Below are 26,222 nucleotides of genomic sequence, written 5' to 3' on the forward strand. Positions count from 1 at the left end.
GAAACAGGATTTGCGGTCAGCTTTTACTGGGCACTGAATATCCGTCCAGGAATCCGACAGAGGACCATCATGATTGCGACTCGCCTGTTTTTGGCTATGGTTGGCGCGGCCTATCTCTTCCTTGGAGTTTGGTGCGCTGCGGCACCGGGGCAGACATCGAAATCGGTCGGATTCAACTTGGAGCCTGGCAGTGGAGAGTCCGAGTTCTTCACCGTCTATGGCGGGCTCGAGTTTGCTTGGGGGCTGATCTTCCTGATGCCCCTATTCATGATCGACGCAACCAAGCCGATCCTGATTGCCTGCGTGCTGATTCACGGCACGGCAGTCATCTTCCGGGCGATGAGCTTCTTCCTGTTTACCGGCATGGGGACGACAACCTATGTGCTGGCAGGCGTCGAATGGACGATCTTTCTCGCTTCAGCTGGCTATCTCGCTTACACGAGCGCGACGACTACGACAGACTAGCTTTGTTCGTCTTCACGCACCGCCAGATCAAGCTGAGGGAGCACGCCGCCCAAGAAACCAGCCAACTTGTCGCTGGCCTTGTTGGCCATGGCGTTCAGATTCCACATATCCTTGATGCTCCCAGGCCGATTGAAGATCGTTGCCGCAGCAGCTCCCAGCATCCCTGAGGTCGTTTTCTGGCTCATCAATTTCTCGAGATCTTTCGGCAACGGCTGGTCGACCGTATCCGAGATGATGCGGACGGAGATGAGCTTTGTCTCCTTTTCGTGACATGCCTGGGCGATTGCCAAGGTCTCCATATCGACCGCCACGGCCGTGTGCTTGTCACCTAGCTCGCGTTTTTCTTCCACCGTACGGATGATGCGGTCAACCGTCAGTAGCTTGCCACTGGCCAACCCCTGCGTCGCTTTGATTTGCTCTGCCGTTAAGTTGAGGGGAATCTTGACTTCATTCCCTTCCAAATCACCGACACAGTTGGCCATGACCACGTGACCACGTTTCAAATCGGAAACCAGCCCACCAGCAAAGCCCGCTGATACGATCCACTTCGGTCCGATGATATCAATCACATCACGCACGGCGGCCGCGGCTGACTTTCGCCCGACGCCTGTTTCGACAACTCCAACGACGCGATCGCCCAGCCTGCCAACGGTGACCGTTCGCTTCTCCATCTTCACGGGTGTTGGGGAATCAAGTGACTCTTTGAATCCGGCGGACTCTACCCCCAACGCAAAAACTACAACCACATCTGGCTTGGGGATATCTTCCGGGGCCGTTTCCTCCGAATTGTGTTCGGCCAGCTGCTGCGAGACAAAGTCCCGCACGACCGTTTGGCCTTGTTGCTGGAGGAAGTTGGAAACGAGGTAGCGTAGGAGCATAGGATAGTTTTCAGTTTGAGGTGTTCAGTTTTCAGATTCGGCGGTGCGGTGCCCCGCAGATGCCAAATGTTCTGGCTTTCTATCACTGAAAACGGAACACTTCGCGCTGAAAACTTGAAATCCGCCCCTTCGCGAACCTCGAAGGTGGCATCTACAATACAAGCTTCGCTCATAAAGCAGGTTGATTGCAAGGTGATTGGATGTCGGAGTGTCGTTATCAATATGACGTAATTGTCGTCGGAGCCGGGCACGCAGGTACCGAGGCCGCCATGGCCGCTGCGCGTCTGGGAGCCAAAACGGCACTGCTGACGACCAATCTCGATACGGTTGCTCAGATGAGCTGTAACCCAGCGATCGGCGGTATTGCCAAGGGGCAGATCGTACGAGAAATCGATGCCATGGGTGGCATCATGGGTCAAGCAATCGACGCCACCGGCATCCAGTTCCGACTATTGAATCGCCGCAAGGGCCCCGCGATGCATAGTCCGCGAGCTCAAGCGGACAAGAAGGCATACCAGTTTTGGGTCAAACTGGCAGTTGAAGATCAAGCCAACCTCGACCTGCGGCAAGAGATCGTCAGTGATCTACTGACCGAAGAAGTTGATGGCAAACAGCGTATCACCGGCGTCAGCGTGCATGGCGGGGCTATTTATTCCGCACCACGCGTCGTCCTGACCACCGGCACGTTTCTTTCCGCGATCATGCACACCGGCGAAACCAAAACGCCTGGCGGTCGCGGGGGCGAGGGAACGTCCAGTGGTATTAGCAGCGCCCTGAATCGGCTCGGCTTTCGGCTAGATCGCTTCAAGACCGGCACGCCAGCTCGTTTGAATTTCAATTCGATCGACTTTGAACAAACGGAACTGCAACCAGGCGACGACGACCCTCAAGCTTTCTCGTACCTGACGGGAAAGCTCGATCTCGAGCAGATGCCGTGTCATATCACCTACACCAACGAAAAGGTGCATGACCTTATCCGAGCCAACCTGCATCGCGCCCCGATGTATAGCGGGCAGATCGATTCGCGGGGACCTCGCTATTGTCCGAGTATCGAGGACAAAGTCGTTCGTTTCGCTGACAAAGATCGGCACCAGCTGTTCTTGGAACCGGAAGGGTTCAACACGCGCGAAGTCTACGTCAACGGGATCTCGACCAGCTTGCCGCGCGACGTTCAGGACGAGATGTTCAAGCTGATTCCCGGACTCGAGAACGCTCAGATCATGCGATATGGATACGCAGTCGAGTACGACTTCTGCCCGCCCGATCAGCTGTGGCCTTCTTTGCAAACCAAGGATGTAACCGGGCTCTATTTCGCTGGCCAGATCAACGGAACCACCGGCTACGAAGAAGCGGCGGCTCAAGGATTGATGGCCGGTATTAACGCGGCCCTGGAAGGTCGCGCTGAAGATCCGTTGGTACTGGGCCGCGAGCAAGCTTACATCGGTGTACTGATTGACGACCTGGTTACCTGCGGTGTCGACGAACCGTACCGAATGTTTACCAGCCGGGCCGAGCACCGCTTGATGCTTCGGCAAGACAATGCCGACCGCCGGCTGACGCCACTGGCAAACGAACGCGGCCTGATTCCGCCTCAGCGGTGGGAAGCGTTCACGAACAAGCAGCAGCAGATCGATGTCGCAATGCAGGTCCTGGGCAGCACTCGGCACCAAGGCAATCTCTTGTCGAGCATCCTGAAGCGTAATGACTCATCTTGGGAACAAGTCTGCGAGCTAGCACCGTCGCTTCGAGAGATCACCGACGAAGCGGCTTTGCAGGTCACCTACGACATTCGCTACGAGGGGTACATCGCTCGTCAGCAGGTCGAAGTCGAGAGGCAAAAGCGGCTCTCGCACAAACGAATTCCTGAGTCTTTCGATTTTACGCGACTTACCCAGATGCGAACTGAGGCCCGCGAGAAGCTTTGTCAGATCCGCCCAACCTCGGTTGCTCAGGCCGAACGGATCAGTGGAATTACCCCCTCTGACATCGCTCTGCTACTGGTTTATCTCGATGGTCGGATGGGTGCAAAATCCTCCTAACTTGGGGATATTGATAGGGTTGCTATCACTAGCAAGCAGTCAAAAAGTACCCAAATTCCGGGGTACTTGCCCTTGAAAGCTTTTGGATTGTGATTAGGCAAAATATTGGCCAGCGTTTCACTTTGTGTCACAAACTGTTGTCGCATCTTAACTTACGCCATCAACATCAATCTTGACGTGGCAATCTAGGACAGTATAATTCCGGCATCTGGCAAATTCGGTAAACAGGGTATATCCGGATGAAGAGCGGAAATACTCATTTATCGTGGGGTGCAACGATTACACACCTTCCAGAAAATTAGAGTTTTAAACGGGATGTACTCGTTTGACACGGATGCGCGGAGCGCGAGGATGCTCAGGAAAACGTGGCGGCCTCCAAACTCACTTATCGCATTGGTAGCCAAACACGCTAGGGATAGGATGACAGCACATGAAAACAGTCTTTACCACCGGTGAAGCAGCGAAAATCTGCAAGGTCAGCCAACAGACCATTATTCGTTGCTTCGACTCGGGGCAACTGAAAGGATTTCGCGTCCCAGGCAGCCGGTTTCGTCGCATCCCGCGTGATCAGCTTTACAACTTCATGCGTGAGAACGGCATCCCGACCGATGCTCTGGAAAGTGGCAAGCGTAAGGCCTTGATCGTTGACGACGACGTCGATCTGGTCGAATTGCTGGTCGATGCGTTTGAACGCGACGGCCGCTTCGAACTGCGAACCGCTAACAACGGTTTTGACGCCGGCATGCTGGTCAAGGAATTCCACCCGGACATCGTCGTTCTCGACATCATGCTACCGGACATCAACGGTAAGGAAGTCTGCCAACGCGTCCGCATGGACAAGACGATGGAAGACGTCAAAATCCTCTGCATCTCTGGCATGATCGAACAGGACAAGGTCGCTGACCTGATGGCTTGTGGTGCCAACGAATTCATGCAGAAGCCGTTCTCGGTCGAAGCACTGGTCGACAAGGCCTGCAACATGTTGGACATGGAATCGGTGAACTCCTAAGCCACTGATTTCCGCATCTTGCTTTCCACACAAACAGCATGACGTTGGGTTATGCTGTTTGTGTTTGTATGCTGCCGGCACGAGCCTCTTGGAACTGCTCATACACGATCGTGGGAACTTGTTTTCCTACTTTTGCTCTTCCGTCTATTGAAGTCGCCTTCCGCGTCCCTTACACAATGAGGTCGCGAATCTCAGGCACTGACTTGTTGCCAGAATTCTTTGCTGCGACTGACGAACGAGATTGTCAGTTCGTTGCTCTCCGATGTTTGACATCTTGATCCGATTGCGTTTTTTCACTGCCCTTGGAAATCTGCCATGCTAACTGCCCTCCTCCGCCCTATCCTCAACCTGGGCGGCTTTGCCGTTTTGGCCCTCGGATTGGCCGCCGCCTATTTTGGATTCATCAACTCCTCGATCTACGTTGGCGGATCCTCGACGCCCGCGCGTATCTCAATTGAAGAACTAGGCAAGTCAGGCTCCATTTCCAACAACCATGTCACCATTACAGACTTTGACTATCCGTTCAGCTACCTCGTATCACGGACTTATGAAGAGGCGTGGATTCCTATTCAAATTGATGCCGGGAAATCCCGCCCAGAAAGCACCGAACGCCCTGTTATTCTGTATGTGGACAATGCCAGCGAGGACGCCGTCGCTCCCCCCGACGCCAAAGTCCACCCATCGCAATACAACCGTGTGGATGAAGTGTTGGATCGCCCGGAATTGACCGGAATCCTCTCGTATGGAATCGTGGGTGATGATGGGAGCCAACCGGAAGAATTTGCCAAGATGTTTCGCGGCACATCCCTGGACGAAGCCATCACCTTGGAAATCGACAAACCTTTTCCTGGCTTCTTCGCATCAATTCCTTGCTTTTTGGCCGGGATCCTGCTGGTCGTCGCGTCCGGCGTTATGTGGTTTTTTGGTAGCAAGCTGTAGCCTCATCGACGACAAGCAATCCGCCGTATGAATTTCCGCACGATTGACTAAGATGGGTTGCTAATCGTGACTTTAAGTCGAATCGGAACCGAACCAGCCACGACCTATGTCTCAACGCCATCTGGAAAACTCGCCGAGCCAGTCGGTTCATTCCTCGCGTCAGCTACGCGATGAGAAACTGCTTAGTCTGAAGCGACTCGCCTATGGCGCCAGTCACGAGATCAACAATCCACTGGCCAATATCGCCAGCCGAGCCCAGGCTTTGCTCGTTGGCGAAACTGATCCCGATCGACGTCATGAACTGGCCACGATCTACGCCCAAGCGATGCGAGGGCACGAGATGATCGCCGACCTGATGCTGTTCGCGCGACCTCCGCAGCCTCGGCCGAATGAGTGCACACTCGATGCAATTGCTACCGATGCGATGCAGCAGACGCTGCCGCTGGGGAAGTTGCAGGAGACGGAACTCAAGCTTGTTCCGTCCGATCGCGAGATTCGCCTGACGGCCGATGCCAACCTAATCACGCTGGCTGTCTGTGCATTGATTCGCAATGCTTTGGAAGCACTTAAATGCGGTGGAAAGATCGAAGTGACATTGGCGACCGAAGACGAAGTCGCCACGATAGCCGTTCAGGACGATGGACCTGGTATTTCGGACGAACAGGCTGAAATTGTTTTCGATCCCTTTCATAGTGGACGCGAAGCCGGCCGAGGCCTGGGCTTTGGCCTCACCAAATGCTGGACGATCGCCCAGGCCCATGGAGGTGACACGTACGTCGATACGGCATACGGCCCGGGGGCTCGGATCGTCTTGGAAATCCCCTTGTCGCCGAAAATCAATTGCGAGAGCGAGTAACGGATGGATCCGCACCCTTTCGGATGGTTGAGCCTGGTTCCTCCGTTGGTTGCGATTGCCCTGGCAATTCTTACGCGGCGTACGCTCCTTTCTTTGCTCGTCGGCATCGTAGTGGGTGCCATCATCCTGCATAGCGGCAATCCGTTCACGGGGCTCTGGTCAGCGTGTGCCGATTATCTGTGGGTGAAAGCTACCGCTTGGGACAAAGTCCAGGTTTATCTCTTTACGCTGCTGACCGGAGGAATGATTGGCGTCGTGTCCGCATCCGGCGGAATGCGAGGCCTGGTGAACTTGATCGTTTGCTTTGCCAACACGCGAGTCAAAGGCCAGGTCACCGGTTGGCTCATGGGCTTGGCGATCTTCTTTGACGACTACGCCAATATGTTGCTCTTGGGCGGTACGCTGAAAGAAGTGACCGACCACCTGAAAATCTCCCGCGAGAAGCTCGCCTATATCGTCGACTCGACTGCCGCTCCTGTCGCTGGCCTGGCCTTGATTTCAACGTGGGTCGCGACGGAGATCAGCTTCATCGAAGAAGGTATCAACCAGATCTCCGGTAGCGAAAAACCAGATGCGTTCCTACTGTTTGTCGAGAGCATTCCGTACCGCTTCTACTCGTGGTGGGCTCTGCTGCTGGTTCCCCTGGTCGCGATAATTCGCCGCGACTTCGGCCCGATGCTCAAAGCGGAAGTCACCATGCTCAGTCAGGGGCCTGGCCAGGATTCCAAATCCGACGATGAAGGCGTCTTGCCGGATAGTTCCAGTTGGTTGAACGCGGCGATCCCGGTCGGCACCATGCTGGCAGCCGTGGTCGCGATCCTGTATTGGACCGGTTACCAAGCGGTCACCAGCGAAGAAATGGAACCCACGCTGCTGCAAATCATTGGGCAAGGCGACTCCTACAAAGCCCTGCTTTACGGCTCGGCGATAAGCCTGGTTGTCGCGATCGTGCTGATCCTACCGCAGCGATTACTCTCGACTGGTCAATGCGCTCGAGCGATCCTGAAAGGTTTTCGCGCGATGCTTCCGGCCTTGATGATCCTTTGGCTGGCAGCATCGTTGGCGGCCCAGACCGAGCCTCCGACGTTCAACGAAGAAACGGGAGAGATGACCCTCAACGGCCTGGATACGGCTGGGTATTTGAAACAGTTACTGGCAGCCAATCTGCCGATCGAATTGCTTCCGACGACCGTCTTCATTTTGGCAGCAGCCGTGGCCTTCTCGACCGGCACAAGCTGGGGCACGATGGGCATCCTGGTGCCACTTTCCGTTTCGCTATCGGCCGGAATGCTGACCAGCGGAGGAGAACCACTCGACGTGGCCGATCCCCTGCTATTGTCGGTCGTGGGTAGCGTCCTGGCCGGGGCGATCTTCGGCGACCACTGCTCCCCCATTTCTGATACCACCATTCTGTCGTCGCAAAGCTGTGGCTGCCATCACATGGCCCATGTTCGCACGCAGATGCCGTATGCGATTCTGGGCGCCGTGCTATCGGTGATCCTGGGAACCGTTCCGGTTGCCTATGGCATGCCGGTCTACGTGTCTCACGTGTTAGGCGTCGGAGCGATGGCCGGAACGCTTTTCCTGTTGGGCAAAAATCCGGAAACGCTCGCTGCGGAAATCGAATCTGAAGCCTAGCCATGTTTGGCCGGTGCCCAACCACGAGTTGAGCCGGGAACCATCAACGGCTTGGTACAAGCTGCGAAAAGTGTTGTAACTGTTACAACATTGGCCTAACGGCTGTGAGTGGCCAAACGCTGTCACTTCCTTCTTTGCGTCGGTTTTCGTCCACCGCGAACTGTTAGCAACCATTTCTGCGTGTTCGACTTACGCGATCTTGCTGGCATTGACGGCTAGGGATGCTGTCAGGCCACTTTCGCGAATTATTTGCCTTCTCGGCATAGCGGTTGCAATATGAAAGAGCGTTCCCCAAATGACCCTGAGAGAAGAAAAGAGGTTCCCATGTTCAGGACGACCACGCTTGCCGCCTGCGTTATGTTTGCGGCTCCTGCCCTGCTTTATGCACAGGAAGAACCAACCATTAAATGGGTCGACGCCACCTACAACGAAGACCGCCCAATGACGCGGATGGCGGCACCAGGTGACTTGAAAGAACCCGGAGCGATCGAGCTTTCGTCCGCCAACGGCACCGCCGACCAATCGACCAATGTGCAGCGTGCATCCGCGATCACGCCCATCAACGAGTCGGAAACGGTCCTGCGTACTTACGTCGGCCAACCGGTGCAAACGCCATCGCGAACCGTCGTTGAAACCGAGTCGCAAGAGACCATCGTGCAGTACTCTGGCCAGCCACGCACCATCGTTTATGACAACCCGCAGCCGATCCAGCAGCAGGAAGTTCGCCGCGTTGAGTATCCCGCCTACGAGACGCAAACTTCCTACTATGTCGAGCCGGTAAACCCGAACCCATGGCACACGATTAACAATGGTGTGCAACGCGTTCAGTACACGGCTCCGGCAACCTATTCGGCTCCTGTGACGACTGTTGGCAATCCGGTCGTCGTCAATCGTCCCGTCACGACGATCGCCTACAACAACCCGCCGGTTGTTCAGGCACCTGTTGTTCAGGCCCCAGTCGTAACTGGCACGGTCCCCGTTCCCAATGCCACCGTTTATCCGGTCGACCGCACGACGTTCCGCCCCGTGCTGCCGATCATTCCGATGAACAACAACTCGTATGTCGGCCGCGGACTACTTGGCCAGCCAAAGGTTTATACCGAAGGCCAACCAATCCGTAACAGCCTACGATACGTGCTCCCGTAACGACCCAATTCCCAGGAGGGCGAAGGGCGTCTCGATTTCGAGACGCCCTTTTTTTATTGGTAGTGTTTAGATTACGCGGTGGTAGAGATCAGGTTGCCATACCCAGACGTCGCAGCTCTTCCACGACACCCGCCACGATGCGTGCCACATCATCCGGATTCGCCGTCGTTTGACCGGCTGGGCAGCCGCCGACTGGCTCGTTCACGAAACCCTCGGCCGAGAGCAAGCACTGCAGTTCGTTGCGCAGCTTCTCCACTTCCATCTTCTGGCTCGGCGACTGCGGCTGGCGGCCGCTGCCTGGCTTGAAGCCTCGCAGGGCGAGTGCCGCTCGGAAGCCTTCGGGAAACTCGCAGTTCTGGATCATCGCATCGAACAGCGTCAACAACCGGTATTGCAGGTCGCGTGCTTCATCGATTCGCCCCAGCAGCGTCAGGTCGTACAGACGACGTGTGATCTCTGGAACCACACCGCTGGTCGCGTTCGTTCCGCCATCGCAGCCGATCAACAGCATCGGCATCAGGGCCGCATCCCAGCCGGTCATAAAGCTGAAGTCGGGTCGCACTGGGCGAACTTCGGAGATCATCCGCATCATGTGCGGCAGATCACCCGACGAGTCCTTGATCGCCACAATTCGCGGGCACTCTTCGGCCAGGCGACGAACGGTAGGGACATCGATGGGCGAAGCGAACATCGGAATGTTGTACAGCGTCACATCAATGGGCGTGTTGTCGCCGATTTCTTTGAAGTAGGCGTAGACGGCCGCAGGGCTCAGCTTGTAGTAAAACGGCGAAACGATCGCGACCGCTCGGCAGCCCATCTCGTGGTAGGCTTCGCACGCTTTAAGCGTTTCCTTAACGTTCGCTTCCGCGGCACCAGCCAGAATCGGCACGCGGCCCCGAGTTTGATCGGCGATAATGGCGATAATCCGGCGACGTTCTTCGACGGTGAACCTGAGGAACTCGCCGGTCGAGCCGTTGGGATAGAGCCCGTGGACCCCCTTTTCGATCAGCCAGTCGACATATCGCCGCAGTTCGGCCTCGTGAATGTCGCCATTGGCATCCAGGGGAACGATATTGGGAGTAAAAATTCCGGAAAGTCGCGTCGAGGAAGCGGCCATGAAATCTATCCGAGCAGCACGGGGGTTAGGCGAGGTGGTAGGAAACCCGTTAGAATTTACGGGCCATGCTTGGTGCAGGTAAATACTGATTCAAGAAGCTTAGCATAGTCGGCCCAAGCGGCCACGTCAGCCCATCAAAGCTAATCGCCCGGTGTCACGCAAGAAACGCTCTGAACGATCGTCACAGGACGCATCCTCCTCCTGGGAAGCCCCGCTATGCGTGTGGATATTCATCGTGGGAGCGTTGGTCTATGCATTGTGGTACTTTTCCGTCCCCATGCCCTGGCCAGCACCCCAGCCTGGGGAAACGGCCTACGAACCGACGCGAGGCACGCTCGTGCAGACCGGCCTGTTGCTGCTGCCGGAAAGTGTCAGCATGTGGTTTGGTGGGGGCGAAGTGCCGCTGGGCCTCTTCGATCGCCTTGGGGTAATGCTCATCGCGGGGGTGATGCTACTGTTCAGCTACGCCCTGGGCGAGTTTTTATTGGTCCGCCTGAAACTGCTTGATTTCTTTGGTCGCGTCGATGGTATCGTGCTCCGACTGGCGATCGGATTGACGATTGTCTCGTGGTCGACTGCCGTGCTGGGCATGTGTGGCCTACTTCATCGGCCCCTTGCGATTGTCCTATCGTTGGCCATCGTGTTCGTCGCGCTCGGTGCGGCTTGGAAGAAACAACTGTTCGCTCCCCGCGATGCGGAAGCGGAATCAGAAGAAACTGAAACGAAACAGTCTGAGGGCGAATCATGGTGGTGGCTCTTGGCTGCGGCTCCGCTATGCCTGTTCATCATTGGCGTTTCGATACTGCCGCCGTACGAGTACGACGTACTGGAGTATCACCTACTGGTGCCCAAAGAATGGCACGTGATCGGCCAGATTCGTGTGCTGCCCAACAACGTCTACAGTGGCATGCCGATGGGGGCAGAAATGTGGGCCTTGCTGCCGATGGTCTTTCTGACCGGTCAACAGGCGTGGCTGACCGGGGCACTCGTCGGCAAGTTGATCATTGGCCTGTTTACGCTTCTGACGGCTGGCCTATTGTATGGAGCCGGAAAACGTTTGGCCGGCGTTTGGGGTGGTCGCACCGCGGCCCTGGCAGCGATTGCCGTACCTTGGCTAACCTACCAAAGTGGAACCGGGCTGGTCGACGGCGTCTGGGCGTTCTTCACCCTGGCGGCTGCGTACCCAGTGTTGATCGTTCTTAGTGGTTCATCAGAAAGCGAGCACCGCGACGGACTGGCCATCCTTTCGGGACTGATGGCCGGCATGGCATTCAGCGTGAAGTACCCTGCCCTACTGGTCGTAGTACTGCCGGTCTTTGCGCTGTGGATTTTCGCCGTACGAAGTGATTGGCGACTACTGCTGATGCATGTCGTTGCCGTCACGGTGGTCATTTCGCCATGGCTCATCCGCAACGCGATCGATACCGGCAACCCGGTCTTTCCGTTGGCCGGCAATGTTTTTCCTACCGACGTCCGCGTGGAAGACCAAATCCAACAATGGAATCGTGCCCATCAGGTTCCGCTCAATTCGGATGGGAGTCGCTTTTCGATCAGCCAACTATTCAGCGGAATCATGACACCGTTTGGGCGCAGCCCTTGGGCTGGCCTGGTCGTCGTTCCCCTGGCCATCTGCGGACTCTTTTACCCCAACCGAAAGCTGGTCATCCCACTAGTGATTTTGCTGGCTGCGTGCTGGATGGTGTGGTGGGGATTTTCACATCGCCTGGAACGTTTTCTCATCCCGGCAATTCCGCTGGCTTGTCTGCTGGCCGGTCTCGGAGCCCAGAAGCTGGCTCCGTTTGTTGCCGGACGAGTTGCGCTTCGCGTCTGGCTGGGGCTCGGTTTACTGGTTGGGTTCCTGCTGGTGAATCAAACCCAGTCGATCAAACTCGATCCACGAGTCTTTGTTTCTCTCGATGCCCTGGCCAATTCCCACACTTCCGGGGCGGTCGCGTACTTGAACGAACATGTCGCCCCAGGCGATGCCGTCCTGGCGACAGGAGATGCGGCACTTTTTTACTTACAGCCTCCGATCTTCTATCACACGTGCTTTAACGACTCGACCATGAAACAATTGGTCGACATGACCAAAGAGCAGCGTCTGGCCCATCTGGCAGAAGCCAAGATCGCTTGGATCTATGTCCACTGGGGTGAAATCGAGCGATTCCGCAGCCCGGGCAACTATGGATTTCCGGGCGATGTTACCCGCGATTTGTTTGCGCAAATGGAGAGTCAGGGGGTTCTGGAGCGAACCGAGTACCAACAGGGCAATCCAGAGAACCCTGCGGTAATTATTTATCGCGTTCTGCCGGCAAGCGGCCCGTAGGTCTGGCTTGCTCCGATTGTCATTCTGGCATAGGCTGAAGGCTTGGACGAACTGATTCTTCCCCCTTAGTCCGTGACGAATTAGCCATGATGGATGGATCCTCCTCACTCGCCCGAGATAGGCGACCCGACGGTGATGCCGCGCAGCTTGCCGGCAACGCTCCAACTCTTTCGACCGCCATGGAGCGCACCTCGAACTGGCTACTCTCTCAGCAAGCGTCCGAAGGGTATTGGTGCGCGGAGCTGGAAGGGGATTCCATTCTTCAAAGCGAGTTCCTCCTGCTGTTGGCGTGGGCTGGTCGCGAAGATTCTGATATCGCCCGGCGCGTATCCAAAAAGCTGCTCCAGCAGCAGCGAGAAGATGGTACCTGGGCTCAGTATCCGGAAGCCAAGATCGACATCAGTTCGAGTGTCAAAGCATACTTCGCCCTGAAACTCACCGGCCACCAAGCCTCGGCCGACTACATGGTGAAAGCTCGGGATGCCATCCTCGAAGCTGGCGGGGCCGACGCCGTGAACAGCTTCACCCGGCTGTACCTGGCCCTGTTAGGTCAGATCCCCATGGAGATCTGTCCGGCCATTCCACCGGAAATGATCCTCCTGCCCAGCTGGCTTCCGCTGAACATCTACCGCATGAGCAGCTGGTCGCGAACGATTTTTATTCCGCTGGCCATCTGCTGGGCGCTCCGTCCGGTCGTCGATCGCTCGGAAGAGTGCTCGATCAAAGAACTGTTTATCAAACCGCCCCACCAGTGGCCTGAGCTTCGCTGCCCAGGACAGGAAAAAGCGAAGGGGCTATTCACGTGGGATCGTTTCTTCCGCACAGCCGACAGTTGCCTGAAGCAAATCGAGAAGCTCCGCCTTCGTCCACTACGATCTCGTGCGCTCAAGCTGTGCGAAAAGTGGATCCTCGATCGCATGCCCAAAAGCGACGGGCTCGGGGCCATTTTCCCACCGATCCTCTGGAGCATCGTGGCGTTCAAAGCCCTTGGCTATGACGACGATCATCAGGCCGTCCAGTATTGCTGGGCCGAGATTGATAAGCTGATGCTCCACGATGACGAAGCCGAGACGACTCGCATTCAACCGTGCAAAAGCCCCGTCTGGGATACAACCATCACTCTGCGAGCCTTGGCGACTGCTCGCCATGGGGCCGACGAACCACGGATGCGGAAAGCGATCGATTGGATGCTTTCCAAAGAAGTCCGCAGCCAAGGCGACTGGACCAACAATGTCCGCTGTGAGCCTGGCGGCTGGTACTTTGAATTCAACAACGAGTTCTATCCGGATCTCGATGATACGGCGATGGCGTTGATGGCCCTGCAGGAACAACTGGCCGAGTGTGGCGTTTCGCTGGAAGTGCACCCCGGCCAGTCGTGGGAAAATACCACGATCGTCACGACCTCGAACAAGGTCTCTGCCGACAATGCCGTTAGTCAAGCAATGCTGCTGGATAAGGTCTCTGGTGCCACCAAGCGAGCGTTGGCCTGGAGCGCCGAGATGCAGAATCACGACGGCGGCTGGGGAGCATTCGACAAAAACAACGACGCCGAATTCCTGTGTAAGGTCCCCTTCGCCGATCATAACGCGATGATCGATCCTAGCTGGCCTGACTTGTCCGCCCGCGTGATCGAAGCGTACGGCCTACTTGGGGTGACCCAAAGCAGCCATGGCAAACTGGGAGACGTGGTCCGCAAAGCGATCACTTACATCCGCGATAATCAGCACGAAGATGGATCCTGGTTTGGCCGCTGGGGCGTGAACTATGTCTACGGAACCTGGCAATGCCTGGTCGGGCTGACCGCCGTTGGGATTCCTACGGATGACGAAGCGGTCCAGCGTGGGGCCCAGTGGCTACTCGATACCCAACAGCAGTCCGGTGCTTGGGGCGAAACGTGTGACAGCTACGAAAACCCCAACCTCAAAGGGATCGGCACGCCGACTCCATCCCAGACAGCCTGGGCACTTTTGGGGCTGATCGCCGCTGGCCATGAAGATAGCGATGCCGTTCGCAAAGGGATCAATTACTTGCTGTCGACGCAGAAGGAAGACGGCACCTGGGACGAAGAGCCGTACACCGGAACCGGTTTCCCCCAGGTCTTCTATCTCCGCTACCACTATTACCGCATCTACTTCCCGCTATTGGCCCTGGCCACGTGGGCAAAGAAATTGAGCGAAACGAAAGAAGGATCGCGATGAGTGTCCCAATCTCGCAAATGTGGACCGTCGCGTCGTACGTCCTCAAGCAAAAACTCCTCGGCCGGAAGCGTTACCCGCTGGTCCTGATGCTGGAGCCTCTGTTCCGCTGCAACCTGGCCTGTGCCGGGTGCGGGAAGATCCAATTCCCGGTCGAGATCCTCCGCAAGCAGCTCACCCCAGAGCAGTGCTTCAACGCCGTGGACGAATGCGGAGCCCCGATCGTCAGCATCCCCGGTGGCGAACCACTGCTGCACCCACAGATGCCGGAGATCGTCGAGGGCTTAGTTAAACGCAAAAAGTACATCTACCTTTGCACGAACGCGTTGAAGCTCGAGAAGTCGCTCTCGCAATTCACGCCGAGCAAGTACCTGACGTTTTCGGTGCACATGGACGGCCCGCGTGAAGAGCACGATCACGCCGTCTGCCGGGAAGGAACGTACGACATCGCCGTCAGCGCGATCAAAGCGGCCCTCAAGCAAGGCTTCCGCGTCACGACCAATACCACGCTGTTCGACGGAGCCGAACCGGAACGGATTCGTGGTTTCTTCGACGAGATGATGGAGTTGGGTGTCGAAGGCATGATGCTTTCGCCAGGCTACAGCTACGAGAAGGCCCCGGACCAGGATCACTTCCTGAAGCGTAACCAAACGTATCGATTGTTCCGCGAGATCCTTTCGGCCCCAAAGAAGGCATGGCAGTTCAACCAGAGTCCTCTGTTCGTGGAGTTCCTCAAAGGGAACTACGACCTCGAATGCACCCCGTGGGGCAACCCTACCTACAACATCTTCGGCTGGCAGAAGCCGTGCTACCTGGTCGACGAAGGACACACGCAAACCTTCGCGCAGCTCCTGGAAGCGGTCGAGTGGGATAACTACGGCACGCAGAGCGGCAACCCCAAGTGTGCTAACTGCATGGTCCACAGCGGCTATGAACCGAGTGCGGTCGATGCAACGTTCTCATCGCTTTGCGGATTGATGGAAACGGCCAGACTGACCCTGTTTGGTGCTCCGAAGAAGAACCGACCAATCGTCGACTTGGATTCTGATAAGCGATTCGATGAAGCGGAATCGCCGCAGCGTCCAGAGCGAAAGCCGAATGAATTGCCGGTGCTGCAGTAAGAATCGATACGATACTGGGAACAGCGTGAACGAGCCGCCTACGACCATTGCCTTGGCTTAACCCAATACGACAAGCCTAGTCCCAGCTTGCGGGAATCTTCATCCGTGGCTGCTCCCTCGTTTTCCGGATCAACTTTCCCCCAATCTGCTATCACCATTTGAACTTTGCCTACGTTCCGCTAGAAAGTAGGACTTGAAGGTAAATTTCTTCGTGGGGCATCTCTAGTTGCGGCGTCTGAATTCCCATTTTGTGAACCGGCAAACGGCCCGTCCTTGGGGTTCCACTACTGCTTGCGCAAACAGTTCAGGAAATGCTCGTAAGATTCTTGCCCGGGTTTACCGAAGAAAACGGCGACAACAGCCGAAAAAGGCCAAAGGTCCGGTTGTCCGAAACCGTCGGATGCAGCGGTTGGAAGCTATTTTATTCCTAGCTAAACAACCACTAACTTCCCGTAAATTGGCCCAGCTTGCCAACTTGGCGGATGGAACCGAAGCCCGTACACTAGTGCGTTCCCTGAATAAGCTTTACGACGCAGCGAATCGAGCGTTCCGCGTGGAAGAGCTGGCCGGCGGCTATCAGCTGCTAACTCGGGGAAAATTCGCCGACTGGGTTCGGCGAGTGGTTGGCGGCGACGACCCGACGCGGTTATCGACGCCGGCGATGGAGACGCTAGCGATCATCGCTTACCGGCAACCGGTCCTCAGGGCCGATGTCGAGGCGATTCGCGGAGTGAACTGCGGCGAAATTATTCGTCAGTTAATGGATCGGGACTTAGTCCAGATCAAAGGAAGAAGTGAGGAACTAGGAAGACCCTTCCTCTACGCGACCTCGCCCTCCTTCCTGCGAACGTTTGGATTCCGCTCCCTGGAAGATTTGCCCCGTAAAGATGAGTTTCGACGATTCGAAGCCGAGACCGACGCGTCTGCGGCCAGTCAGGTTGACGATCAAAAGGAGACATCGGTGACGATCACACTTGCCCCACAAAGCCCTGCCATCGATAACGACGACCTGGTCGCCCAGGGAGCTGCCCCGGCACTCTGGACCCCAGATCAGCCGTCGGCCCAAGCGCCTCCGATCGAAGACGAAGAAGACGAACTCTACGAAGACGACGACGGCTACGACGACGAAATCCCCGACGAAGATGAAGACGAGGATGCCGACGACGACGACGATTACGATGAGGATTGGGACGAAGACTACGAAGACGAGGATGACTTCGAAGAAGAAGACGACCTCGAAGAAGACGATGATGATGAAAGCGACTGGGAAGAAGTCGAAGACGACGACTGGGATGACGAAGAAGAAGACGACTTCGACGACGACGATGACGAAGAAGAAGACTGGGGCGACGACGAAGAGGAATAAATCCTTGTCGCCACGGTAACCTAAGTCGCCTGATAATCGATCAGAAAGGGATTCGCGCCGCGAGTCCCTTTTTCATGCGCGCTGGCGGTTTTACTCTTCCAGGAATTGAAAATGGTAGAAGCCCACCATTTCAATCTTGTTTTCCTTGAGAATCTCGCTTGTCGCTTGCAAGATTGCCTCTCGCAGTTGAGCCAAGTCGGGATCGTTGAGGGTGGGTCGATCGAACTTGCGTACCCGCAACAGAACGTCGTGACGAAAGCGACTCTGGTGCGATTCTAAGAGCGGCTGGAGTTCCTGCGACTTATACCGCGGCATCTTGGCGAATGCGTGAAAGTCGATCTGGATGGTGCTGTTCGTCTTGTCGTTGGGAATGGTGCATTCAAACTTCCCCAGGTCGACCTCCACCGGCACCAATGCATCCGGCATGTCCTTGGCCGCCCTCTCGGGCTGAGGATAAGGCTTCCCACACCCCACCAGGTAGACGAGTGCACTCAGCGCAGCAATTCGCACCCAGTTGGCTTTCAGCCACGGGGGTATCCGTTTTCCGAGTGAGTTGCTCATTTGAGACATGACGTTTTGGCTCATTTCCAAGAAATCGTCCAACATTACAAGTCTAGGTCGTGATTCAGGTACCACAGATTGCACCATAACCCTTTTCGTTAACTAGACTTGCGTCACAATCGATACGAACCACGGGGCAGGGTTTGCGGAAATGTGCGATTTCAGGGGAATCCATTCGACGATTCGGCAGCGTGGCCTATCTTTTCGAACGTGCACGAAACCTTTTTTCTGGTAACGAGTTACGCTTCGATGCAAGCCACTTTCTATTGGACCAATTCGATCGATCAAAAGGGATGGGCCCTGCTGCTGATCCTGTTGGGCTGCATCGCCATCTTTGGTTGCGAGAAGTCGGCATCGGCCGATGAAGAGCTTTTGCTGTCGCTGGAAAAGCGAGACTGGGTCGAGATCGATCTAGGCCGTTTCACGATCACAGTGCTAATCGCTGACGATCCGAATCGGCACCCTGACTTCAATACGTATCAGGAGAGCGTAGCGCTGCACTATCAGCTGCACTGTTTGGTGGCCAAGGAGCAAGAGCAGCGTGTGAGGACTTACCTGGAGGACAGCAAAGGAGAGCTCTCGGACGAGATCATCCGTACTTGCCGTCATGCGAACTTGATTGACTTGGCCGACCCTGAGCTTCAGCTGATCCGTTCGCAACTGCGTGACTACACCGAAGAAACGATGGGCCGCGGCCTCATCAAACGGTTTGTGTTCTCGGACGTAACCTTGGAGCGTTTCTAATGGTACGTCTTCGTGCAGCCAGTTTCGTAATTCTGCTCCTGTTCGCTGGGTGCGGCGCAACCGATGTCGATCCAACTGCACAAAATCAGGAGAAGCCAGCTCTTCCGCCGCAAGAGATCGCGATCGGCGATTACGCTTTTCGTGCTTACGACCCGGCCGCGAACACGCAAACGCGATTCGACTTCTCGTTGGCAGGCCTGGTCAAGCCTGACGACCTGGAAGGACTTCAAATCGAGCTGGAAAAGAAAAAGATCCGCATTCGCGATCGGGTGATGATCGTTTCCCGCGAATCGACCATCGAAGAACTCGAAGACCCCGACCTGGTCATGTTCCGCCGACGTCTACTGAAAGAAATGAATCGCCTGATCGAGGATGGTCAATTGAGCGATATCTACATCAGTCACTTTCGGGTGAAAACTCGGTAGCCCGATCAAGCCGCTCACGCAATTCTCGGCGTTTCTAGCGGACATGGTTGCCTGCCCCCCTAGGGATGTTACGATGCGGACCACGCTGGCGGAATACCCGCTTTGCGTGAGACTCGTCACCGACCACCTGACTTCCTTCGGGATACATCTATGGCCCAACAAGCTTCTTCTCTTTGCCAAACCGTTTGTAACCTGGCCGGGCTACTGGCATGTCTCATCTTCCTTCCTGGTTGCGAGGACAAGTCGGCCGCCAAGCTCTCAGTGGTTCGGGAAGAAGTAGATTCCATCGGAGGTAGCGTTACTGAATTTGAAGATGGAATGCTCAGCGTCAGCCTCCAGCGATGCGATCTGTCACAGCTTTCCTGGCAGCAAGTCTTTCCCTTAGCCAAACTCCAATCCATTTCACTAACTGGCTCGAACTTTTCCGATGCCGAAGTTCGATATTTAGCCAACTCGCCAGACTTGGAATTCATTCAGTGCGACTTTACGCAAATCACCGACACTGGCGTCTCCGAACTTCGGGATCTGAGCAGCCTGACGTACTTGGATCTTTCCGGATGCCCAATTACTGATGCCTGCATTCCCGACTTATTGGCCATCACGTCACTTGAAGAACTGGTCCTCTTGGAAACGCATATTTCTGAAGAGGGCGCGAAGAAACTGGCGCAACAATTTTCACTTAGATGGTCTCTTGTTCCTTCGGAAGTAATCCGTCTGACGCTCTTGCAACTTGTCCGAGATGACATTGCCATCACCATCGACTCAAACGCTCTTGCGGAAGGAGCCGATGCGCCGCCCCAATACTTTGTTTCCGCGGAATCCTTTGAACGGTTGCCGGCAATCGAGAAACCTGAACTCCTCTTCGAACATCTGGCTCGGCTAGGTGGTGTGGGCGAGGTCTACCTACCGCTTGAACCTGCCCAACTTGTCGACCTCAGACCGATGTCCAGGATTCACAACCTCGACATCTCCGAGCCCTCGAAGGTGAGTTCATCCTTCGACGCTCAGCAATGGTCTCACTTGGCAAAGCTTTATATCGAGCGTCTATCATTGACTTTCATAAACGAGCTGCCATCAGAAGCACTTCAGGTTCTTCCCAAAATCAAAGAACTCGAAGTATTGGAAGTGTGGGACCAAACGATCACGCCTGAGGACTGGGCACAGCTAGTGCAGTGTCCGCAGCTGAAAAGACTCAACTTAGTCGGGTGCAAATTACAAGACATTCAGGAGTTCAAGCCCACACCACGGCCTCTGGAACTGAGGCTAGAAGGATCAGATCTCCCTACGGATGAAGATCAGACGAAGCTCAAGGAACTCACTAGAACATCCAAGCTTTCCGATCTCGAATGAGCCAAGTCAAAGAACGTCGCATCCTAACGTTGTTCACTACGCCGCAAAGCGTATCGGTCCCTTCGGACTTCGCAGATCGAACAGGCCGAAGATCTCATCCTTCGAGAAGCCAACCTTCTTCGGTTCGCCGGTCTCGCTGAACAAGCTGTTGAACAACTCTCGCTTCTCTTCCAGCACCTTGTTGATGCGATCCTCGATCGTTCCCACGGCCAGGTAACGGCTGATCGTCACGGCGCCGGCGGCCCCGATACGGTGAGCCCGATTAATGGCCTGATCTTCGATGGCCGGGTTCCACCAACGATCGAATAAAAACACGTATTCGCAGAACTGGAGATTCAAACCGACGCTCCCAGCCCCGTAGCTCATTAGAATGACGTGCTTTGAGGGATCGTTCTTGAACTGTTCGATCACCCCTTCTCGCTGCTTGTGAGGGACTTTGCCGTGATACTCTAGCGGTCCGAAGGGCTCGACATGCTTGCGAATCTCTTGAATCGTTCGTGTCCATTGGCTGAACAGGATCGCCTTCTTACCGCTGGCGGCGACTTCTTCCAAGTCGGCTTTCAGCTGATCCATCTTGGCACTTTCGCCTGTCAGGGGATCGAAGTTACAGATCTGCTTCAGTCGCAATACAAGTTCGAACACGTGCTGGACGGTCAGCTCCTGTCCCATATCTTCAAGCCGAACGATGCCTTCCTTCTCAGCGATTTCATACGCTTCCTGCTGGGCAGGCGAAAGATGCAGTTCCGCATCGCGATAGAGCCGCGGCGGCATGTCGGTCATTACAAGATCCTTCGTCCGGCGAATTATGTACTCGCCGGCCGTGGAACTCATGGCCTTGATGTTCATCCCCTTCGTCAGCAGACCTGGAGCGAGAAACTCGAATACCCCCACCAGGTCGTCCGTGCTGTTCTCGATCGGCGTGCCGGTAAGCGCCCAGCTTCGTGTGCGGGGAATCCCCTTGGCGATCTCGGCCGTGGTACTGTTGGAGTTCTTGATGCGTTGAGCTTCGTCCAATACGACCAGATCGAAATGAAGTCCGCCTTCTTCGCTGACCAGTTCCTGGTCGCGCATCAGTAATTCATAATTGGCGATCTTCACCGGCGTCTGATTGTCTCGCCAGAGCCAACTTCGTTTGGCCGAGTCTCCTTCGATGACACTGATCGGGATCTCGGGAGCCCACAAGTTGAACTCACGTTTCCAGTTGGAAACCAACGGCTTGGGGCAGACCAACAGCACGCTGCGAATTTCCCCTGCCCGGAGCAGCATCCGCATGGTGCTGATCGATTGCATCGTCTTGCCGAGCCCCATCTCGTCGGCCATGACTGCCGCATGCCTTGGATAGAGAAATGCGATCCCTTCAAATTGATAGGGAAACGGTTCGAACGGAAACTCCATCGCACCGCTGGACACCAGCGACTCAAGCGATGGTTGAAGCAGGTAGTACAGCCGATCTTCCAGCTTGATGACATCGCCCGGCGGACGAATGTGCGTTACCCGCTTGGCTTTCGGCTTGCGAGGTGCTTCCCCTTCGGCAGCCGACTCGGCGGCGGCTTCCTTTTTCGGAGGTGCCTTCTTCTCCAGCGCCTGCAGCCAGGCCGGGGCCTCGGGAAACACGAAGCTCTTCACGCCGATCTTGGGGCCACTGCAAGTCAGCGAGACCGCCTTGGGGCGTTCCGACTTGAAGTTCTCGGACGTGATGGTGACCTGCGGCGGGCGAGCAAGGGCAGCCGTCCAGCCGAGCGGGATGACCTCGGTCTTGATGTTGAGATCGTGCGAGATGGTTTCGAGGGAGTCGGTCAAACTTCTTCGCCTAAATTCGATGCAATATGCGATTGGGAGCAGCGTTTGGGCGTATTACTTCCCTACGCCGTGCGCTTCTTCGATGGCTTCGCGGATCCGCGTGAATGGCTCGTTCAGATCCAAATCGATTGACTTCTCTTGCCACATACTCTCGAGCACTGCGCGGTCGGCCTCGTGCTGGGCGCTGACGGCGACTTCGTAGCTACCAAGCTGAAATGAGCGGATATGGGGGGGAGCCACGGCCAGTTGAGCAGTATCCATGCGATAGCTGGGGGAAGACTCCGTGGCGCCAGCGTCTTCCACACAGCTAGGCGGAAGCAGGGCCACCGGGATGTCGGTATGATCGCGAAGTGACAGCACGTACTCGCTGTCAGTGCAGACAGCCAGGGCCGGAGATTTGAGCTTCGCTATCAAAGCCCCGCCGATCTGCTCGCCGTACAGATACGGTTTCAGCGTGGGACCATAGAGAATCTCCTGGGCACGGTTGGCTTTCACCGGGGCCGTACAGTGGAATTCCAATGGACGTCCTGCCAAATTCAAGACTAAGAGTCCACCAAATAAGCCACCTGGGGTATGCTCCACCACGGTAAGGAAACCTAGGGTGGGCACTGATTTATCGTTCCGATTCGACATAGGCACTCCATCTTGCCCATTTGCATTTCATGACAGCGTATCTCGTTGGGGCAGCTTGGGCACGCGGCCCAATCTTGAGAATCGGTGTTTCGGAAAGGTGGACTTTAACAATCGTAACGGCGGTTATCCCGCCGCTAGCACCTATAGCACTGAAACGAAATGCTCGACAGTCGATGGGGCGGGTGAGTATACTGGGTAACTTGACCTTCCAGGAGAACAACAAACCAATGTCGCCCGACCCCAAAGACCTTTCCACTCTGTTCACCCACGTCGACGTCTCCTCCAATCCATCTCCTATGCAGCAAACCATTCACACGGAAGAAACGAATGCCCTGCTCAAGCGGATGATTGAGCTTCAGGAGCGTCAGACGCTGTTGATGGAAGAAATGCTTCAGCAGCAGGTCCATACGCAGAAACAGCGTTCGGCAGAACTGAATGCGTGGCGCAAGGCGCACCCAGAGCTGGCAGAGAAATGCCGCATGGCAGCCGAAGCGTTGAGCAAGGTCCACGCAGACTTCCTCGGCACACTGGCCAACGAAGTCGATGACTCGGCCGACGACATGATCGATAGCGAATTCATGCTGAATGAGTTCGTCGATCGCTTTGGTCCTCGTATCGCTCATCTGAACGGCGTACTCCAGATGCTCGCTCAATTGGGTGCTCCGGTTCAAGCGACCAAGACCAACACCCAGTAGAACTTGGCACGAAAACCGCTTGCCAAGTTCCTGATCCAGACGAAAAAACCTGTCCTTTCACAGGTTTTTTTATTGCGCCGAAAAATTACTCGGGCAACCAAAGGTTGTCAGAACAAGTTTTTCTCGGTACCATCCGTAGAGTCACATCCCTCTGCTCGATCCGCCGGTCGAAGCGTCGTCCGCGGCGAGTCCCTTCTATCCTTCCCTTGTTGGCTTGAATTGGAACCATGGCAAGCGACACGCTAACCCCAGAAGTTGAAGCGGCGGTAAAGTCCGCTAAGGACAAGCTCGACGCTCACACCTATGAGATCGTCCAGTGGCATTTTCACGAGTCGACCGGCTGCCCGTTCTGGCTCGAAAAGAAGAAAGAGTTCAACTTCGATCCTCTGACCGAAGTGAAGTGTTACGACGACCTCAAGAAGTTCCCTCTGTTCGAGGACGAATGGCTTCGTGGTGGTCCCGTCCGTCGCTGGGTTCCCAAGGCCTTCGCTGACAAGCCGATTTATGTCTTCGAGACCGGCGGCACCACCGGTATCCCCAAGAGCCGGATCGCCATCGACGACTTCCGTACCGACTATTCGCTCTTCAGCGAAACCCTGCCGGATGAGTACTTCCCCAAAGGCTCGAACTGGCTGATGCTTGGTCCTTCTGGGCCGCGCCGCCTGCGTCTGGCCGTAGAACACCTCGCCCAGGTTCGCGGCGGGATCAGCTTCTGCATCGATCTCGATCCACGTTGGGTCGTCAAGCTCATCAAACGCGGCAAGATGGACGAGCTAGAAGCCTACAAGAAGCACTGCATCGACCAGGCCATTACGGTCCTTACCGCTGGTCACGACGTGAAGTGCATGTTTGGTACGCCGAAACTGATTGAATCGCTGTGCCTTGGCCTCGAAGACAAAGGCACCACGCTGGCCGAAGTCGGCATCACCGGCATCTTCAGTGGTGGCACCGAATTCACGCCGCAGTGGACCCGCTACTGTATCGAAGAGCTCTTCGGTGGTGGTCCCGAAGAAAGCGGTATCTACATGACGCCGACCTACGGCAACACGCTGATGGGCCTGGCATGTAGCAAACCCGTCACTCCAGAAGATGGTTACAAGATCTCCTACTATGCTCCTCAGCCGCGAGCCGTGACGGAAGTCGTTTCCTTCGACGATCCGAACGAGTCGGTTCCTTACGGCGAGACGGGCCGCGTTAAACTAACGACCCTGACCAAGGAGTTCTTCGTCCCTGGCTTCCTGGAACGAGACGAAGGTGAACGTGAAATGCCTTACCTCACCTACCCCTGGGAAGGCGTCAGCGGCGTGCGACCGTTCCACGGCTTCGCCAGCAGCACCACCGTTGGTGTGTACTAATCGAACCAGAAACTTAAGCCACTGCTGAACAAGTCAGCAGTGGCACACCACAAGTTATCCGAATCACATAATTCATTTACGGACGCCAATCATGCTGAATATTCCTGCTATCCGTTGGGGCAAGCCCTACGACTCGCTCGAAAAAGAAGACGTCGTCCACTTCCGCACCGGTGAACCGATTGCTCAACTGAGCCAGGTCGGCGGGGGGATCCTCAAGCGAGACATGCGGAAGGCCCAGTCTGCTCGCGATGCCTTGCTGCAATTCAGCCCCGAAGAGATCCTCGAGAAACTGGCCGTTGCCGGCAAGCTTTTCGTGGAAGCCGACCTGCCGATTGGTGACGGTTCGCAGACGCCAGAAGCATTTGTGCATGCCCAGAGCGCCTCGACCGGTCTTCCCGAACACATGTGCCGCTCGAACATGCAGAAGAATGCATTCGTGCTGCAGAACATGCCCAAGATTCTCGACTCGCTGACCCGCGGGCTCGATCTCAATATTCTGGCTCGTGGCTACGGTAAAGAACCTGGCCGCGATGTCATGCTCAGCTATCAAGTTCAAAGTCCGGTACTCGGCGCCGTGTTGCCTTCCAATTCACCCGGGGTGCATACCTTGTGGCTTCCGGCCGTCGCGCTTCAACTTGGTCTGGTTCTCAAGCCAGGTGGAAAGGAGCCATGGACGCCGTACCGGATTTTCTCTGCCATGGTCGAAGCAGGCTTGCCCGCCGAGGCATTCTGCCTGTATCCCGGTGCCGGTGGTGACGTAGGTGCATCGCTGCTCTCGTCGGTCGACCGAGCAATGGTCTTTGGCGGTCAGCAAACGATTGATCAGTACGCTGGCAACCCGAAAGTTCAGCCGCACGGTCCTGGCTTCAGCAAGATCTTGCTGGCCGACGATGTGGTCGACGATTGGCCGCAGTACCTGGACCTGATGGTCCAGAGCGTTTTCGCCAATAGCGGTCGTAGCTGCATCAATGCTTCTGGCATCTGGGCCTCGCGACACACCAAGGAGATTGCTCAGGCAATTGCCGAAAAGATTGGCCCGACCGAGATCAAAGACCCAACTGACGATGAAGCCGCGTTGGCTGCATTCACGATGCCTGGCATGGCTCCGGCCGTGTGGGGCATGATCGAGTCTGACCTCGCGGAAGATGGCGTGACCGATTACACGGCATCGTACGGTGACCGCCTGGTTCAAATGGAACGCTGCGACTACCTCAAGCCGATGGTCGTTCATGCGGAAAACCCAGAGAAGCAGGTCGCCAGCAAAGAGTACATGTTCCCGTTCGTCTCCGTGGTCGAATGCCCACAGGAAGAGATGATCAAGAAGATGGGTTACTCGCTCATCTGCACGGCCATCACGGGCAACGAAGACTTCGCTCGTCAACTGGTCAACGCGACGCACATCGACCGCTTGAACATCGGTCCGATCCCGACCCATAAGGTCGATTGGCTGCAACCGCATGAAGGGAACATCATTGAGTTCCTCTTCCGCAGCCGAGCCTATCAATCGGCTCCGGTTCAGGTCGCGGCTTCGTAGTTTTCAAACATCGATTGCCTCTCGCTCCGG

22 protein-coding genes are annotated in these 26,222 nt (G+C 55.9%); 17 read left to right on the top strand and 5 right to left on the bottom strand.

Annotated elements, in window-relative coordinates; genetic code table 11:
• The first annotated feature begins 69 nt into the window (after positions 1-69).
• Positions 70-465 (top strand): hypothetical protein, encoded by a 396-nt coding sequence (locus tag PSR63_RS06050; RefSeq protein ID WP_274331606.1) that lies wholly within the window; start codon positions 70-72, stop codon positions 463-465.
• Here PSR63_RS06050 and PSR63_RS06055 read toward each other — a convergent pair.
• Positions 462-1,343 carry a phosphorylase family protein gene (locus tag PSR63_RS06055; RefSeq protein WP_274331608.1) on the bottom strand — a complete coding sequence of 294 codons (882 nt, stop codon included), beginning with the start codon at positions 1,341-1,343 and terminating at the stop codon, positions 462-464. The genes PSR63_RS06050 and PSR63_RS06055 overlap by 4 nt on opposite strands.
• Positions 1,344-1,543: 200 nt before the next feature.
• On the opposite strand from PSR63_RS06055, the gene mnmG reads away from it, so the two are divergent.
• The 6 genes from mnmG (at position 1,544) to PSR63_RS06085 (ending at position 8,970) form a co-directional block, all read left to right on the top strand.
• Positions 1,544-3,382, top strand: a complete 1,839-nt coding sequence (mnmG, locus tag PSR63_RS06060) for a tRNA uridine-5-carboxymethylaminomethyl(34) synthesis enzyme MnmG (protein WP_274331609.1) — start codon at positions 1,544-1,546, stop codon at positions 3,380-3,382.
• 430 nt (positions 3,383-3,812) lie between these two features.
• Positions 3,813-4,391 (top strand): response regulator, encoded by a 579-nt coding sequence (locus PSR63_RS06065; protein WP_105350268.1) that lies wholly within the window; start codon positions 3,813-3,815, stop codon positions 4,389-4,391.
• Between the two features lie 315 nt (positions 4,392-4,706).
• Complete coding sequence (locus PSR63_RS06070) at positions 4,707-5,330, top strand: hypothetical protein (protein ID WP_274331616.1); 624 nt, start codon at positions 4,707-4,709, stop codon at positions 5,328-5,330.
• A gap of 106 nt (positions 5,331-5,436) precedes the next feature.
• The gene (locus PSR63_RS06075; protein WP_274331617.1) at positions 5,437-6,186 is read left to right on the top strand and encodes a sensor histidine kinase; all 750 of its coding nucleotides are present in this window, start codon (positions 5,437-5,439) and stop codon (positions 6,184-6,186) included.
• A gap of 3 nt (positions 6,187-6,189) precedes the next feature.
• A complete protein-coding gene (locus PSR63_RS06080; protein ID WP_274331619.1) occupies positions 6,190-7,824 on the top strand; it encodes a Na+/H+ antiporter NhaC family protein in 1,635 nt (544 codons plus the stop codon).
• A gap of 324 nt (positions 7,825-8,148) precedes the next feature.
• A complete protein-coding gene (locus PSR63_RS06085; RefSeq protein WP_274331621.1) occupies positions 8,149-8,970 on the top strand; it encodes a hypothetical protein in 822 nt (273 codons plus the stop codon).
• Positions 8,971-9,058: 88 nt separating this feature from the next.
• Here PSR63_RS06085 and PSR63_RS06090 read toward each other — a convergent pair whose 3' ends face one another.
• Positions 9,059-10,087 (bottom strand): dihydrodipicolinate synthase family protein, encoded by a 1,029-nt coding sequence (locus PSR63_RS06090; RefSeq protein WP_274331623.1) that lies wholly within the window; start codon positions 10,085-10,087, stop codon positions 9,059-9,061.
• 220 nt (positions 10,088-10,307) lie between these two features.
• Here PSR63_RS06090 and PSR63_RS06095 point away from each other — a divergent pair, with 220 nt between their 5' ends.
• The 4 genes from PSR63_RS06095 (at position 10,308) to scpB (ending at position 17,095) form a co-directional block, all read left to right on the top strand.
• Complete coding sequence (locus tag PSR63_RS06095; RefSeq protein WP_274331625.1) at positions 10,308-12,413, top strand: ArnT family glycosyltransferase; 2,106 nt, start codon at positions 10,308-10,310, stop codon at positions 12,411-12,413.
• A gap of 86 nt (positions 12,414-12,499) precedes the next feature.
• Positions 12,500-14,611 (top strand): terpene cyclase/mutase family protein, encoded by a 2,112-nt coding sequence (locus tag PSR63_RS06100; protein WP_274331627.1) that lies wholly within the window; start codon positions 12,500-12,502, stop codon positions 14,609-14,611.
• Positions 14,608-15,729 (top strand): adenosyl-hopene transferase HpnH, encoded by a 1,122-nt coding sequence (hpnH, locus tag PSR63_RS06105; RefSeq protein ID WP_274331628.1) that lies wholly within the window; start codon positions 14,608-14,610, stop codon positions 15,727-15,729. Before PSR63_RS06100 ends, hpnH begins: the two co-directional genes overlap by 4 nt.
• Positions 15,730-16,129: 400 nt before the next feature.
• Positions 16,130-17,095 carry an SMC-Scp complex subunit ScpB gene (gene scpB / locus PSR63_RS06110; protein ID WP_274331629.1) on the top strand — a complete coding sequence of 322 codons (966 nt, stop codon included), beginning with the start codon at positions 16,130-16,132 and terminating at the stop codon, positions 17,093-17,095.
• 90 nt (positions 17,096-17,185) lie between these two features.
• Here the strand turns inward: scpB and PSR63_RS06115 are convergent, their stop codons facing one another.
• Positions 17,186-17,680 (bottom strand): hypothetical protein, encoded by a 495-nt coding sequence (locus tag PSR63_RS06115; protein ID WP_274331630.1) that lies wholly within the window; start codon positions 17,678-17,680, stop codon positions 17,186-17,188.
• 225 nt (positions 17,681-17,905) lie between these two features.
• On the opposite strand from PSR63_RS06115, the gene PSR63_RS06120 reads away from it, so the two are divergent.
• From PSR63_RS06120 to PSR63_RS06130, 3 genes are all read left to right on the top strand, one after another.
• On the top strand, positions 17,906-18,400 hold the full coding sequence (locus tag PSR63_RS06120; protein ID WP_274331631.1) for a hypothetical protein: 495 nt from the start codon (positions 17,906-17,908) through the stop codon (positions 18,398-18,400).
• The gene (locus tag PSR63_RS06125) at positions 18,400-18,825 is read left to right on the top strand and encodes a hypothetical protein (RefSeq protein ID WP_274331632.1); all 426 of its coding nucleotides are present in this window, start codon (positions 18,400-18,402) and stop codon (positions 18,823-18,825) included. Before PSR63_RS06120 ends, PSR63_RS06125 begins: the two co-directional genes overlap by 1 nt.
• A 462-nt stretch (positions 18,826-19,287) precedes the next feature.
• Positions 19,288-20,175 (top strand): hypothetical protein, encoded by an 888-nt coding sequence (locus PSR63_RS06130; protein ID WP_274331634.1) that lies wholly within the window; start codon positions 19,288-19,290, stop codon positions 20,173-20,175.
• A 36-nt stretch (positions 20,176-20,211) separates the two neighbouring features.
• Here PSR63_RS06130 and PSR63_RS06135 read toward each other — a convergent pair whose 3' ends face one another.
• Positions 20,212-21,975 carry a DEAD/DEAH box helicase gene (locus PSR63_RS06135; RefSeq protein WP_274331636.1) on the bottom strand — a complete coding sequence of 588 codons (1,764 nt, stop codon included), beginning with the start codon at positions 21,973-21,975 and terminating at the stop codon, positions 20,212-20,214.
• Positions 21,976-22,029: 54 nt separating this feature from the next.
• Positions 22,030-22,608, bottom strand: a complete 579-nt coding sequence (locus PSR63_RS06140) for a hypothetical protein (protein ID WP_274331637.1) — start codon at positions 22,606-22,608, stop codon at positions 22,030-22,032.
• A gap of 227 nt (positions 22,609-22,835) precedes the next feature.
• Between PSR63_RS06140 and PSR63_RS06145 the strand changes: the two genes are divergently transcribed.
• From PSR63_RS06145 to PSR63_RS06155, 3 genes are all read left to right on the top strand, one after another.
• Entirely contained in the window at positions 22,836-23,303 is a 468-nt protein-coding gene (locus PSR63_RS06145; RefSeq protein WP_274331639.1) for a hypothetical protein, read from the top strand.
• A gap of 227 nt (positions 23,304-23,530) precedes the next feature.
• On the top strand, positions 23,531-24,658 hold the full coding sequence (locus PSR63_RS06150) for a hypothetical protein (RefSeq protein ID WP_274331641.1): 1,128 nt from the start codon (positions 23,531-23,533) through the stop codon (positions 24,656-24,658).
• A 91-nt stretch (positions 24,659-24,749) separates the two neighbouring features.
• Positions 24,750-26,192, top strand: coding sequence for an aldehyde dehydrogenase family protein (locus PSR63_RS06155; RefSeq protein WP_274331643.1), 1,443 nt, complete (start codon positions 24,750-24,752; stop codon positions 26,190-26,192).
• Positions 26,193-26,222 lie beyond the last annotated feature (30 nt).

The organism is Bremerella sp. P1 (genome assembly GCF_028748185.1).
In the GTDB taxonomy this organism is placed as follows: domain Bacteria; phylum Planctomycetota; class Planctomycetia; order Pirellulales; family Pirellulaceae; genus Bremerella.

What these genes read in the sequence shown, in the direction of transcription:
- PSR63_RS06050 (WP_274331606.1), top strand. Translation starts at nt 70, where the DNA reads ATGATTGCGACTCGCCTGTTTTTGGCTATGGTTGGCGCGGCCTATCTC.
- PSR63_RS06055 (WP_274331608.1), bottom strand. Translation starts at nt 1,343, where the DNA reads ATGCTCCTACGCTACCTCGTTTCCAACTTCCTCCAGCAACAAGGCCAA.
- mnmG (WP_274331609.1), top strand. Translation starts at nt 1,544, where the DNA reads ATGTCGGAGTGTCGTTATCAATATGACGTAATTGTCGTCGGAGCCGGG.
- PSR63_RS06065 (WP_105350268.1), top strand. Translation starts at nt 3,813, where the DNA reads ATGAAAACAGTCTTTACCACCGGTGAAGCAGCGAAAATCTGCAAGGTC.
- PSR63_RS06070 (WP_274331616.1), top strand. Translation starts at nt 4,707, where the DNA reads ATGCTAACTGCCCTCCTCCGCCCTATCCTCAACCTGGGCGGCTTTGCC.
- PSR63_RS06075 (WP_274331617.1), top strand. Translation starts at nt 5,437, where the DNA reads ATGTCTCAACGCCATCTGGAAAACTCGCCGAGCCAGTCGGTTCATTCC.
- PSR63_RS06080 (WP_274331619.1), top strand. Translation starts at nt 6,190, where the DNA reads ATGGATCCGCACCCTTTCGGATGGTTGAGCCTGGTTCCTCCGTTGGTT.
- PSR63_RS06085 (WP_274331621.1), top strand. Translation starts at nt 8,149, where the DNA reads ATGTTCAGGACGACCACGCTTGCCGCCTGCGTTATGTTTGCGGCTCCT.
- PSR63_RS06090 (WP_274331623.1), bottom strand. Translation starts at nt 10,087, where the DNA reads ATGGCCGCTTCCTCGACGCGACTTTCCGGAATTTTTACTCCCAATATC.
- PSR63_RS06100 (WP_274331627.1), top strand. Translation starts at nt 12,500, where the DNA reads ATGATGGATGGATCCTCCTCACTCGCCCGAGATAGGCGACCCGACGGT.
- hpnH (WP_274331628.1), top strand. Translation starts at nt 14,608, where the DNA reads ATGAGTGTCCCAATCTCGCAAATGTGGACCGTCGCGTCGTACGTCCTC.
- scpB (WP_274331629.1), top strand. Translation starts at nt 16,130, where the DNA reads ATGCAGCGGTTGGAAGCTATTTTATTCCTAGCTAAACAACCACTAACT.
- PSR63_RS06115 (WP_274331630.1), bottom strand. Translation starts at nt 17,680, where the DNA reads ATGAGCCAAAACGTCATGTCTCAAATGAGCAACTCACTCGGAAAACGG.
- PSR63_RS06120 (WP_274331631.1), top strand. Translation starts at nt 17,906, where the DNA reads ATGCAAGCCACTTTCTATTGGACCAATTCGATCGATCAAAAGGGATGG.
- PSR63_RS06125 (WP_274331632.1), top strand. Translation starts at nt 18,400, where the DNA reads ATGGTACGTCTTCGTGCAGCCAGTTTCGTAATTCTGCTCCTGTTCGCT.
- PSR63_RS06140 (WP_274331637.1), bottom strand. Translation starts at nt 22,608, where the DNA reads ATGTCGAATCGGAACGATAAATCAGTGCCCACCCTAGGTTTCCTTACC.
- PSR63_RS06145 (WP_274331639.1), top strand. Translation starts at nt 22,836, where the DNA reads ATGTCGCCCGACCCCAAAGACCTTTCCACTCTGTTCACCCACGTCGAC.
- PSR63_RS06150 (WP_274331641.1), top strand. Translation starts at nt 23,531, where the DNA reads ATGGCAAGCGACACGCTAACCCCAGAAGTTGAAGCGGCGGTAAAGTCC.
- PSR63_RS06155 (WP_274331643.1), top strand. Translation starts at nt 24,750, where the DNA reads ATGCTGAATATTCCTGCTATCCGTTGGGGCAAGCCCTACGACTCGCTC.